This window comes from Paenibacillus sp. sgz302191 (assembly GCF_057749925.1).
Genome location: NZ_JBYLHY010000012.1, coordinates 206,912 through 219,839, shown reverse-complemented (window position 1 = coordinate 219,839; position 12,928 = coordinate 206,912). Strand labels below are relative to the sequence as shown.

Genomic DNA, 12,928 nt, shown 5'->3' with positions numbered 1-12,928 from the left:
TGCATGTGCCGGGGCGGTGGCAAAACGCAAATAAACCCGCCCCGGTTTGAGGCGGATTTAATGATTAACCGATATGCATCTCTTTGGCGAACATGCGGACGGCTTTAAGCCCCATAAGCGGCGGCTGCACCGTGCTGAGCGGATTGAACGATTCTTCGATCGTTTTCGTCTTTCCATTTGTTTTGTGCGAAATCGTAGCTGAATATTCGATATTCGAGGCCAGCCATTTCGTGGCGGGGTCTTCCAGCTCGGGGGTAACCTCGAACGATACTGTGCTAACGTCCGGCCTTTTCAATGCGACCGCCAGCCCCTCCTCAATCTCCATCATTCGGGTGTTCGCTTCCTCCGTACCAAGCACCAGATTGCTTGGAATTTGCGGCTTGCCGGTCCCTCCTCCAAAACGGTGTGCGATAAGATGAAGCCACTCCCATTTGCCCGCATGCCCAAGCCCAAGCTCTGCGGCCACTTCGTTCGGCGACGATTGCATCGCTTCGATTTGATCGGGCTTGCGGTCGCGCCCTTTCCAATAATTAAGCGTTTTGGATGTGGCGGTCCCGTCCATGCTTCCCTGGGATCGCTTGCTGCCGTCGTTCTTCGTCTCTTGGCTTTTTGCGCCATTCTGAAGTCTCGTAGCCAGGTCGGCCGGAAAATCGGCAGCATCCGCTCCACCCGTCTTTTTCCGATAGACCGTGTAGCCGAAGCCGCTGACATGATCCACTTCGTACTCCATTAAATCGATATCGTCAGGATCATCTGTCACATATTCTGCGCCGACCTCATCCTTCAGCGCGTCCGTATCCAGATTGCCGTCATCGACAAGAATCATAAATGAATCGTCGTCATCGTCAAACCGGCCGAAAGGATTCCCCTGAGCGGGAACTTCTTTGGGAGCTCCGATATCAATCTTGCCAAAGTTGGTTCCTTTCAAAATATAGCTTTTCGGCATTTTCACATGATAATATTTGCCGCCGGTTTCGCTGTCACCCGTATAAAAAGGAATAATGTACGTGTCCTTTACTTTCGTTTGAAAAATGCCGCGCCTGCTCGCTTCTTTCGGTCTCGCCACCGACGCATTCTTCGTAGGATGCATGAGCAGCTTCGGCGGTTTCTGATTCTCATCGATATAGAGCTTCAGCTCCAAAAGCCGATCCGTAATTTTTTGGGCTTCCCTTTTTTCCCGAATTCGCGCGTTTCTTTGTTTATCTTGTTCGAGCTTCTTTCTCTCATCCCGGCCGGTGCCTCTCTGCACATCGCCGCCCGAACCGGAGCTAATTCCGGGATAGTTACGGCTGGAATCGGCGCCGAACAACCGGGACACCGCCTGGTTTCCGTAAGTACGCTGCAGTTGAAGAACATGAGCTCGTGTCCAGGAAGCGGAGGAGAAGCCTCCGCTCAATAATTCTTTGCCATCTTCGGCCGAAACGGCAGTCTCTTCGCTTTTTGCGTTGTCCCTCCGCTGCGTGTCGTTATGTTTGCTTACCGCCTGCCTATTCACTGACACAAATTTACTCCTTCCAGTTGTTTCCTCTCTTTGTTATTGTAAAAGAGTTCTCTTTTACCGACAATAGGAAGGGGCTCTCATGCTTGCCCGCAACGATGATTACCGGATCAATTCTTCCACGTAAAACGTTCCTTGTCCGGTGCGGACCCGGTACAGCTCGTCAAATCCTTCGTCAAACCGTGGCGCCTGAAGTTTTTTCATCACGCTTTTAATGCCGATTTCCGGAATCCTTTCTTTCCCGCTGCGCACTTCATTTCTTTGGATCGACTCCGCATAATCAGGTTCAAAATAGTAGCCAACAACTCGAAAATCGTGCTTTTTTGCAAGTTCGATATACTTTCGCCTGTCTTCAGCCGCAGGATTGGTGTTATCTATGACAAAAGGCTGCTTGGCTTGAAAAGAGGCGTTAATGTATATGTTCTCCCTGTGCCGGGTCCGCAGCATGTCCAAATTAATTCGCATATGAGTTTGAAACAATCTTTCCTTGCAAAAAGTCGACTTCCCGGAAGCCTGCAATCCCATCAAAATTACACACTCCAAGGTCACTCATCCTTTTCCAGGTATACATATTGGTTGATATAATCCCTGTTTTGCGAAAAAAACGGAGTATCTTCGTCAACCTCCCACTTGCTTCTCTCCGCGCCGCCTTTCAAATAGAGCTGTTTCGTTATGCACACGCCTCTTTTCTGCCACACGGGAAGGTCATTCCAGTTCATCCCTTTTTCTGTAAAAATCTTGTCCTGGAGCTGCTTGCCGCTTAATCCTTGCAACTCGCTATGAGGAAAGTGAGCTTGCGCAACCATGGAAATACTATTTTTCGCAGCATCCTGCTGCCTCCAAAGAAAGTAATTGGTGACCTCATCGGCCGGCAGCACCCATGCCCTGCTGTCAAAAACCGCTAATTCCTTATGCGGATACGACTTTCTGATTTCCTCATTGAATTTGGCTGTCGCGAGCGATGCGGAAACGGAAACTATTTTCTGTATGTTGTTATCGAACCAAGATTCTGTCGTGAGCTTATCGTAGTTGGTAAGCAAAATGGAAATTTCATCGCTTTGATGATAAACCAGTTTGCAGCCCATAATATTGGCGGCGAGAAATTTACATGTCTCCCACAATGCTTTAGTCAAATGCTCATCAAAAGGTTTGGCAAGCCCTCGCGTAAAAGTATGGAAATGGCAGCCATCGATTCTTAATATAACAGGCAGACGCCGCGGCAAACTGTGCCGGAACGCATTTTCGTACTCCTTCATTCGATTTCCATAATCATCCTTTTTCATTCCCTTGTCCTCTCTTGTTTGTCCTATTTGAAATGAACGTTATCATCCATTATAACAACTTTTTCCAATGCGCGCCTCTCTCTCTACGTTCGTTGCAAAACGGTGGAACCGTTTCATTAAGCGGTTAGGCTCCCAAGCCAAAAAGCCTGCAATTATGCAGGCTTTCCGGCCTCCTTTCTCCGGCAAACAATTTGTCGGGATCATTGAATATGAAGCGCAATGGCTTCAGGTGCGTAATTTATATTTGCCGGTATTTTCAATCCTCAACTGGGCGTCTACGGAGCGCAGTGAATCCATTTGCAGAGGGAATGAATCCGAATCGAAAAACTGCTTCCACTTCGCGGGATCGCGCAAATACAAAGCATGTCCGAGTTGATAAATATCAATATGACGTTTCAAACCTTCATTATAGGTCGTATAAATTTCCTCGACAATTTGTTGCTTTGCCATTTCCATAAGTTTTTCTTCGCTTGTGTTTTGTGCTAATTCGTTTAAACTGCCCTTGAGGCTGATCCGGATCGTATAAGATAATATATTTCCCTGAATAATAGGTTCAATATGAACCTTCGGTTTGTTAAAGACAATGGTTGCAACAATATGACCATCTTTTTTGATGACCACTGGCGTCCGTTCCGTTTTGGAACTGACCCATCGCAAGCCGATCAGGTCATCCTTCGAGAGATATCCGCTCATTTTCTTGTGATCCATGAATATACAGCCGACTGTCTCTAATAACTCGTGTTTTTTAAGATTATTGCTCCATGATGTTTTGTTTATTGAAAGAGATGGAAGCCATGCGATCCTCCCTTGTTCATTAAAATATGAAATAAAGCGTTGGAATTGGATAGGAACAATATACGAACTTTGTTTAAAAGTACCTCTGGGCTCGTGGAGAATAGAGGAAAGCGGCGATTCGTTAAAAAATGGAGTCGTGCTAAGCAAAGCTTCGATTGAGTCGCGAGTGCTGTAAACCCATTTGGTATAGCGGAGTTCTCTGTAGCGATTCGTCAAATCGAACGCGACCTCCGGCCCATGTTTCAAAACCGTTTCACTATAAATGATCGCGTTGATATGGGAATAGAACATCAACTGTTGAGAAGATTGGTATAATTTATCCAGAGCATCGTTTAAAGAAGCGCCAACGTGTTTGCCGACCCAAACATTCGCTTTTTGAACCGGCTTACCTCCTTCTTGTTTGGCTACGCTTGTAAAATCGAACATTTGTACATATACGACGTACTGATCTTTTTTATAATCCACGCCTAAAGCTGTAATGTAGTTGATGTCTTGAATTTCTTTCGCGTCCCAGCATCCGGAGAGTGCACATGTCATAACAGCCAAGGCTAACGCGCGCAGTATTCGATACTTGCTCATGGTTGGTCCGGTCCCTTTCTTGTCGGATCTTGCGGACTGAGAATAGCGGGGCGCTTGGAAAGCCGCCGCCGCGTTGTCGCCATCACTCCCTGCATCGCTTCTTTAAAAGTTAAAGGTGAAACCGGGGATAAATAAGGAAGACCGAAAGACCGTAACGTCGCCAAATGCAATACAAGAAGGATGACGGATATGATAAATCCATACATGCCCAGAAAGGACGAAGCGAAAAAACAGAACAATCTTATCCAGCTAGCCGCACCTGCAAGAACTTGGTTAGGTATCGTAGAAGTAGCTACGGAAGCAACGGACGCGATGACCAGCAAGGTCGGCGATATAATTGCAGCTCGAATTGCCGCATCTCCGATGACAATACCTCCGACAACGGTCAGTGTTTGACCGATCGTTCTGGGCAACCGGGAACCCGCTTCGCGGAACATATCCAGAAGAAAAAGCATGAAGAACATCTCCATGGCCGCAGGCATAGGCAGACCAATGCGAGTTTGCGTTATCGTGGCCAGTATCGGGAACGGAAGTTGATCCAGATTAAATTGGGTTAAAGCCAGCCAAAAACCGGGCAAAAAGAAAGCAACGAGCAAGCCGAAGATCCGCATTACTCGGCCCGTGGCTGCAATCCAAAAGGGAAAATGCGCGTCCTCGGGGCTTTTCAGCACAAGAAATAAATTTGCAGGAGCAATTATCGCCAGAGGATTTCCTTCCACTAACAAAATGAACCTGCCCCGAGTCAAGCAATCGACAGCAAAATCGGGTCTGCCTGTGCTAATAAGTAACGGAAATACGGTGAATTTCCGCTCACTGATAAACTCTTCCAGCTGTGCGGCGCTGATAAGGGCATCCACGTCGATTTCTTTTAAACGGCTTTGTATTTCCTGGATATACTCGGGATTTGCAATATCGTGAACGTACAGCAAGCCTACCTTTGTCGCGCTCCGCTTACCGATCGTATATTGTTCCAGAACAAGAGATTCCGAACGAAACCGATTTCGAATAAGAGCCAGGTTTGTACTGTAATTTTCTACAAACCCGTCCCGGGGTCCCTGGATGGATATATCCAATGCAGACTCCTCTGGAATCCGTTTAGGAATATCAGCCACGTTTAAAATAAATACTTGTTTTTCCAGTTCGTACGCGAGAACAAGTTCTCCCGAGAATATGTGTTTCGACAAATTGGCTGGTGTCACAGCCTGCTCAAACAGTTTGGATTGCCCGGAAATATCCGTTATTTCCTGATGGGGATTTGTTTTATGCAATGCCGGAAGCACTATCTCTTTAATTTGGTTATGGTTGCACAAATTTTCACAATAAATCAATAGGATTGAGGCGTCGGAACTCAACTTGCGATTCTCGATGATGACATCCGGGCAATCGGCAAACCATTCGTGAATTGTTTTTTCATTCCATTCAGTGTTTGAACAGTGCATATCGGAATGTGCCGTGAAATATTCACTTTTCAAGAGTAGGTCCTCCTTGCGGTTTGACGAAAAATGAATACACCCAGACGATCAAGGATACTCCTACCCATACAGCCACACTTGCAGGTAAAAAATAAGCCGTTAGCAATTTCAAACACAAATTGTCCGACAAAGGCCAAAATGCAAAACAGAGCATGACGATACCCGTTATTGTCAAGAAAGCAGTCTTCCGTCCGTTAAAGAATTGGGACAGGCATTCGGCAATTAGCCATAGAGAAAAGGCAACGCGCACAAAAGCGCCGGACAGCCATTGATAGATCGACAGAAAATCCATATGTGAAATAAATCGGCCGATCTGAACGATTCTCCACTCTTCGTATGCAGGAAATCGCTGCTTGGTTGCTTCAGGAGTTCCGAATTCGGCAATGGCACCCGTCAATGGACCTATAGTCAAACCTGTGAGAATAATGACAAGGACAATAAGGGCAGGATAACCGATCTTTCCGAATACTCGATGCTGCAGCAAAACAATGAGAAATAATTCGCTTAGACCGCTTCCCGCATATATGATTCCCTGGATTACGGGACGAAAACCGTTCAATAGAACCGGGCGTAACAACGTATAGTCTTTGTGAGGCATATTTCCAAACATAACAAAATAACCGAAAACTACGACGAAAGGCAGCAGTATGCCCGTTGTTATCGCCAAAGCCTTCAATCCTGACTTTGCAGCAATGAACCCGGACAAAACCAAGATGAAAATAATAACCGACGACGGGGTTCGCGGCAAGTAAGACACATGAGTCCATGTTACCGTCTCTTTGAGGGTACAAGCCCCCATTCCGAACAAAGCCAGAAGTAAAGGAAACAGCAATATCAATGACCAATACCCCCAACGATGACGAATCCACTGTAAAAACGAACGATTGTCGATAACACGATTCACGCGTATCAAAACAGGCAACCATATCAAACAGCAAATCATGGCAATACCGACAGCAATCCATGCGTCTTTCCCCGAAACGTTCAATAATATCGGAATTACCGTGACATGATTCAACAAACCTGCCGACATCGTTAAGATCATAACAAGTTGGAGAACCGAAATGTTGTTGGTTTTCATACATGATATCCTTAATTTGGTTAAAATTTGATATCCGTATTATGTGCAGAAGAGGCAGGTTTATTCCTAACCGGCGCTTTCATACTGGCAGCCATCGCCGCAGGCCGTCTTCATCGGGGAGTTGTCGGGGGAATTTTCGGCCAAAAGCAGCCTACCGCTTGAATCATCTTCAATATCGATGCGAATTTCTTTTTCCTTATTCCAGTGAAAGGACAATGGAGAGTCTTTTGAAAAAGTCAGAGTAAGCGTTTTACCTATTAATGAATAAGAAAGCTCGGTTGTCTCGCGACCATATATTTGATCTTCTGCCTCCATATAAACCGCATCCGGACTTTCGAGCTCATCCCTCGACAAGGCGATATATCTTGGGGGTTCACTATCAACCCAAAATGTGACACTAATCAAGCCATCATCTTCAAAATCCTCGTCAATTTTCATTTCCCTGACTTTCATAGGATCTACCACTCTCCTGGAATTTCATATCTCTATTTTCGTCTCCAAAAACTCAAGATACTTCGGATCATCTTCCATAAAAATCCCAATACCGGCACCCATATAAGCCCGGGTTAATTCGTCTGCCGCCTTTTCAAAATTTTCCTGCTCATAATATAACTGACCTAGCCGGAGATGAATGTAGGGATTACCCAAGCCTTTCGGACTCTGTACAGCATTAAAAAAGCACTTGAATGCCTTATCGTAATTTTTCATGCGAAAATGGACATCGCCAATAGCCACGTATATCCATGTAGCGGCTTCCCATTCTCGATGATTTTCCGGCAATAAGCGGAGGGCGGCAATATACTTTTGCTTGCCTGCCTCAAGATCGCCTGCATTCACCAGCTCATCGCCTTGTTTACACAGAGCGGTAATTTCGGAATAAGTGGAATCTGAAAGTTGCAACGCTATCTCCCCTGTTCTGTTCTTTTCGATTTGATTCATGTCTAAAGGTTTGCCCGTGCCCATTCACTCTCATTCATGAGTTTTAGCGAATGATCGTTTGTTGACTTTCATCAAAAATGATTGCGCCTGGTATTTCCAATAAATAGTCTATCGCCCAAATGATATGATCCGTGAAATCACGTTCTTTATCAGGCGAGAATACGAAGCGAATGCGCTCGGTGCAGTCCTCGATTTCAGGCGGACAATCCTTGACGACGCCAGCAATGTAATTTGCATCTGCGACTACATTGGGGCCTGTTTCAAAATGTGCCGAAAAATTCCACCCTGACCAACGAAGAATTACATATCTTTCTTTCGTGAACGGATTCGCTGACGATCCAAATGTCAGACCATTCTTTGTTTCGAAATCAAAATAGGCGCTTAACTCCGATGCAAGACGCTCATATGAGTATGGATTTGACGACTTCGCAAGGTAGGCATGTATGACAGACATGATCCGATTCTCCTAGTCAATAGTTTGTCAATCGTATCGAATATTCCCGATATATTTGATATAACAGTCATTCTTTCTTGATTCTTTGATTTTCCCATGATATTTGTAGTTATATAGCAAAATTACAGCATTCGTATCGCTTGGAAGCTTGTTCTTGTTCAGTTCCAAGTACAAGGGGATAAGCACATCGTCATAGGAACACCCGTCTAATAGAACTGATAGATCCCCGCTTGGCGTATCGACGATATAGGCTTCCCGGAAATCCTCGTCAAAATGGACGATCTGAAACTCCGTACAAAATTCCGGCTTCACGACCTCATCGTCTGTATAATCGAATTCCAAATACTTTTCCAGTTGTTCTTCCGATTTGAATTGTCCTACCCACAAAGAAACTTCTCCAGGATGCTCCCATGTTACATCATCATTATTGTCCATAACCGATTCGTCCTTTCTTTTGCCAAGATATTCGTTCGGAAGAGACTCTAAGGCAAAGTTCTAGGGGGTTTTACTGACGATGGTGACTTCCAGGCAAGCAGAATTCCGGCCTCTCCACAGCATCTGCTAACACCTTCAATGTCATCTATCCCAACCTCCCAAAGCCACAAATCATTGCAGATTTTCCTTAGAGAGCCTCGGCCTCGCTCATTTACAATCCAATCTCCGAGCGGCATGCCCTGGATTTTTATGCGAAGATGTTGTTCGTTTATCATACTGCAAGGGTATACCATTCTCAACATATCTCCCCGATAGCGAGCCTCACCTTTGAATCTCCCGGGAGTTTCCGTTTTAAAAATCCTCGAATCCTCGTATGGAAACAATTTGATCAGATTTTCACCCTCTGCATAGTAAAATGCATCTGTAACTTTTTTTGCGGCGTACACGATTCCGTACGGATAGCTAATATTGTTCGATACATCCTCCACAAAACCGATGAAATTTTCATAAATGTCGTCAATAGGCAGAGCACACTGAGCATCAATGTGATGAAAACTGCCAAACTCATCGTTCATATAACCGAAAGATGCAAACCAAGGAGAATGGCCATTTTGCCCGCTGTATAATCTAAACGCCGTAACTTCTTTTGAAATGAGTTTACTCTTGAGATCGGAGAGCGATGTTTCTATCAAATCAATATCCAATCCATGATCGCCGTTTATGTATGTATAGTACCCCGCAGTTGTAATACTTGCACCGATCGCATCAAAAAAAGACTCGCCTGCATTGCAAGCCTCAATGGGAGTGATTTCGCTTGTGTCGTACATAGCCATTCCCGTACACATGTATCTCATCCTCTATATTTAAACTTATTGGGATTCCAAGATGAAAAGTCAGCTACATAGATTTCATTAAAAATCAAATCGAGCGGCATGTGCTCCGCAGCATCGGAAATTTCATTAAAAGGCGGAGGAATGACAAAAGAAAATCCAAAGTCATCATCAATAATCAACGAACCATTAAAAATACGCTGCCTGGATGTCAACCCGACGATATCCCTCATGGATTGCCCGGCATATAAGCATCCCTTATAGCGCCCCTTATAACTTTGATTGCAACCGATAGAGACGATCAGGCCATTGGAATCCGCTACAATTGTCATAGTGCTATCTAATGTATAGGCAGATCTTACCTCGCCATCCGGAACAGAATATTCTTTAAGCTCGACCCTGTGCCGCAAATAGACTTCATCAATATAATCAGATATATTTCTGCCCAAAACAACATTACCCATCGAATACCCCGATATGACTTCCGCATTAGAATCAATCATCTCACGGCCCTCCGTTCATTTTGCCCTAGATCGCGTTGTAATGGAATCCTTCGAATTTACCAATTTTACTAAAAAATATCACGTGCTGTCCATAAAGGCATCCGGCAAAAAAAATAGAGCAGCCTCCCGGCTGCTCCACTGCTACCCTTCGGCGCTCAACTGCACTCCCATGCGAGGACTCCGAGCACGCGCCGGGCACGAATCCGCTATACCGCTTTTGTAGCTTTTGATCCTGCAGGCGTCCTCAGCAGCCTCATGCCGTTCGCGATGACGATCAGCGAACTTCCGGTGTCTGCCAGTACAGCCAGCCAAAGCGACGACCAGCCGAAGAAAATAAGCGCGAGGAACACCACTTTGACCGCAAGCGAAAAAGCGATGTTCTGCTTAATAATCCGCAGCGCGCGGCGGCTAAGCCCGATGGTGTATGGGAGCTTGGACAGATCGTCGCCCATCAGCGCGACATCCGCCGTCTCCAGGGCCGTGTCCGTGCCGGCGCTGCCCATGGCGATGCCCACCGTTGCGGCAGCCAGCGCAGGCGCATCGTTCACTCCGTCCCCCACCATCGCAACTCCTTTGCCGGGGGTCATCAGTTCCTGGACCGCTTTTACTTTGTCCTGCGGAAGCAGTCCGGCTTTGTAGTCGATTCCGCCTACTTTTGAGGCAACGCCGCTTGCCGTCCCGCTGTTATCCCCGGTTAGCATCACGACCTGTTTCATGCCGAGCGCTCTGATTCGGGCGACGGCTTCCTTGCTTTCCGGGCGGACGCTGTCGGATAAAGCGAGAACCGCGATCACTTCCTGCGCAGTTCCCAGCAGCATGACCGTTTGCGTCAATTGTTCCGCAGATATGCAGCGCGCCAATTTTTCATCGCTCAGATCCATTTGCAGATCGTTTTGGAACCAACGCGGGTTGCCCAAATAATAAGCCGTTCCGCCGAGATGCCCGAGCACGCCGCCGCTTGTCACGGAGCGAAAGTTCTCGATCTCCGGAACAACAAGGCGGTCGGCTTGCGCTTTTCGAACGATCGCCTGGGCCAGCGGATGCTCGGAGTTTTTTTCGAGGGCCGCTGCTATCGCAAGAATTTCATCCTCCCTTTGCGCGTTTAGCGGGATGATGTTCGTCAATACGGGCCTGCCTTCGGTCAACGTCCCCGTTTTGTCGAATGCCACAACGGATACGGCGCCAAGCCGCTCCAAATGAGCCCCGCCCTTGATCAAAACGCCGTTCCTGGCCGCGTTGCCGATCGCCGAAACGATAGATACCGGCGTCGAGATGACTAACGCGCATGGACAAGACACAACAAGCATCATCAGCGCGCGATAAAACCAGTCCTGAAAAGATTGCTGAAAAACAAGCGGCGGAATGATGGCGATTAAGACGGCAATCACAATGACGGCAGGCGTATAATACTGGGAAAAGCGGTCTACAAATCGCTGTGACGGTGCTTTTTGCGCTTGCGCTTCTTCAACGAGGTGGATAATTTTCGCAATCGTATTATCCGTCGAAAGCTTCGTAACCCGGATTTCAAGCGACCCTTGCCCGTTCAAAGTGCCCGCAAACACATCGTCGCCCGCCTCCTTCTCAACCGGAACAGATTCGCCTGTTATCGGCGCCTGGTTGACCGTTGAGCTGCCCTTGGCGACCGTGCCGTCCATGGCGATTTGCTCTCCGGGCTTGACGATCATCAAATCGCCGACCCGGATCGCCTCGACCGGCAATGCGGTCTCGATGCCGTCCCTGCGCACAAGCGCCTCGCGCGGCGCCAGCTCCATCAACCCGCGAATCGAGTTTCGCGTCCGGTCCATCGTGTACGCTTCCAGCGTTTCGCCCAAAGAAAACAGGAACACGACGGCTGCGCCCTCTTCCCACTGACCGATCAACGCGGCTCCGATGGCCGCGATCGTCATCAGCAAGTCCATCCCGATCGTACGGGATCGAAGACCGTACAGGCCGCTTCTGGCAATCCGGTAACCGCCAACGACGATCGCCGCGGCGAAAATGACGGTAAGCACCGCGGTTGGAGCGGCGGAAGTCAGATCCAGCAGCCAGCCGATTGCAAACAACAGTCCGGACGACGCTGTAGGCACAACCTTTTTATTGCGTTTCCAAAAAGGTTTGTCTTCCGCAGGTTGGGGCTTGCCTGCCTGTTCCTCCGCAGCCGAATAACCGGCTTGCTCGACGGTTCTGATAATCGCCTGCGCGGCCGAGCCGTCATGCCTGACCGTCATTTTGGCTGCGCCAAAGTTTACGCTTACTTGACTGACCGACGGCAGCGCCCCGACCTTTTTCTCCAATTTGCTCGCGCAGTCCGCGCAATCCATGCCATCTATCCGATAGACCGACCTATGCCGGTCATCGTCAGGCTGCTCCGCAACGTCATAGCCCAGCTGCCGGATCTTTTTCACGATCGCGGCTTCATCAATCTTCGTTTCGTCAAAGCTGACGCTCATCTTGGATGTCGTAAAATGGGCCGCCACCTCCCCGATGCCGTCTGTCCGGGAGAAAACCCGTTCAATTTTCGCGGCACAATCGCCGCAGTCAAGCCCGGTCAAGGTGAACGTCATGTTGGTGTAACGGTTCTCATGGGAGTGATGATGATGAGTGTGGTCATGGTCATGGTCGTGGTGAGCATGATCGTGATCATGATCATGCCCGCCGCAGCTTGTGCCATCGGCCACAGCGGCAGCGGCTTCGCTGTGCCCTGCCGGCTCTTTGCTTGCTGCTGCCTGATCTCCGCTATCGGCAGTCGAATGCTTGCCGCAACCACATGAATGCTTTGCCTCCATGTAATATCCACCCCTTTACAGCCTATATATGATTAATTGTTCATATGTAATTTCCATATTATGCTGAACCGATCCGCGTGTCAACCGGTCCCGACCTAATTTTTACGGCGGCCTGGCTGGTTTAAATAAAACTCTTTAACAACGATATATTCTGTTTGCAAATGTTAACTTCATATTGCGTTGAAAAAAAGAGCCCTCTTAGCGGGGCTCTTTAACAAACTTAATGTCATTATTCAGTAATCATGTAGGACGTACCCTTTGGTTCAGCTCATA

General features: G+C 47.6%; 13 protein-coding genes. All 13 read right to left on the bottom strand.

Annotated features, from left to right (window positions below; translation table 11 throughout):
* Positions 1–64 precede the first annotated feature (64 nt).
* Entirely contained in the window at positions 65–1,501 is a 1,437-nt protein-coding gene (locus tag AC3G2T_RS19090) for a hypothetical protein (RefSeq protein WP_488436546.1), read from the bottom strand.
* Between the two features lie 99 nt (positions 1,502–1,600).
* Positions 1,601–2,041, bottom strand: coding sequence for an AAA family ATPase (locus AC3G2T_RS19085; RefSeq protein WP_488436545.1), 441 nt, complete (start codon positions 2,039–2,041; stop codon positions 1,601–1,603).
* A 2-nt stretch (positions 2,042–2,043) separates the two neighbouring features.
* On the bottom strand, positions 2,044–2,781 hold the full coding sequence (locus AC3G2T_RS19080) for a tRNA(His) guanylyltransferase Thg1 family protein (protein ID WP_488436544.1): 738 nt from the start codon (positions 2,779–2,781) through the stop codon (positions 2,044–2,046).
* A 225-nt stretch (positions 2,782–3,006) separates the two neighbouring features.
* Complete coding sequence (locus tag AC3G2T_RS19075) at positions 3,007–4,155, bottom strand: Ger(x)C family spore germination protein (RefSeq protein ID WP_488436543.1); 1,149 nt, start codon at positions 4,153–4,155, stop codon at positions 3,007–3,009.
* Complete coding sequence (locus tag AC3G2T_RS19070; protein ID WP_488436542.1) at positions 4,152–5,627, bottom strand: spore germination protein; 1,476 nt, start codon at positions 5,625–5,627, stop codon at positions 4,152–4,154. The genes AC3G2T_RS19075 and AC3G2T_RS19070 overlap by 4 nt, the downstream gene beginning before the upstream one ends.
* Entirely contained in the window at positions 5,617–6,708 is a 1,092-nt protein-coding gene (locus tag AC3G2T_RS19065; protein WP_474680830.1) for an endospore germination permease, read from the bottom strand. Before AC3G2T_RS19065 ends, AC3G2T_RS19070 begins: the two co-directional genes overlap by 11 nt.
* Before the next feature lie 66 nt (positions 6,709–6,774).
* Positions 6,775–7,161, bottom strand: a complete 387-nt coding sequence (locus AC3G2T_RS19060; RefSeq protein WP_474680829.1) for a hypothetical protein — start codon at positions 7,159–7,161, stop codon at positions 6,775–6,777.
* Between the two features lie 24 nt (positions 7,162–7,185).
* Positions 7,186–7,608: a tetratricopeptide repeat protein gene (locus AC3G2T_RS19055; protein WP_488436562.1), complete on the bottom strand. Its 423-nt coding sequence runs from the start codon at positions 7,606–7,608 to the stop codon at positions 7,186–7,188.
* 82 nt (positions 7,609–7,690) lie between these two features.
* Positions 7,691–8,101 carry a hypothetical protein gene (locus AC3G2T_RS19050; protein WP_474680828.1) on the bottom strand — a complete coding sequence of 137 codons (411 nt, stop codon included), beginning with the start codon at positions 8,099–8,101 and terminating at the stop codon, positions 7,691–7,693.
* Between the two features lie 27 nt (positions 8,102–8,128).
* On the bottom strand, positions 8,129–8,536 hold the full coding sequence (locus AC3G2T_RS19045) for an immunity 22 family protein (protein WP_474680827.1): 408 nt from the start codon (positions 8,534–8,536) through the stop codon (positions 8,129–8,131).
* A gap of 47 nt (positions 8,537–8,583) precedes the next feature.
* Positions 8,584–9,381: a hypothetical protein gene (locus AC3G2T_RS19040; RefSeq protein WP_488436541.1), complete on the bottom strand. Its 798-nt coding sequence runs from the start codon at positions 9,379–9,381 to the stop codon at positions 8,584–8,586.
* Positions 9,382–9,386: 5 nt separating this feature from the next.
* Entirely contained in the window at positions 9,387–9,869 is a 483-nt protein-coding gene (locus AC3G2T_RS19035; protein ID WP_488436540.1) for a hypothetical protein, read from the bottom strand.
* Positions 9,870–10,075: 206 nt separating this feature from the next.
* Positions 10,076–12,655, bottom strand: coding sequence for a heavy metal translocating P-type ATPase (locus AC3G2T_RS19030; RefSeq protein ID WP_488436539.1), 2,580 nt, complete (start codon positions 12,653–12,655; stop codon positions 10,076–10,078).
* Positions 12,656–12,928 lie beyond the last annotated feature (273 nt).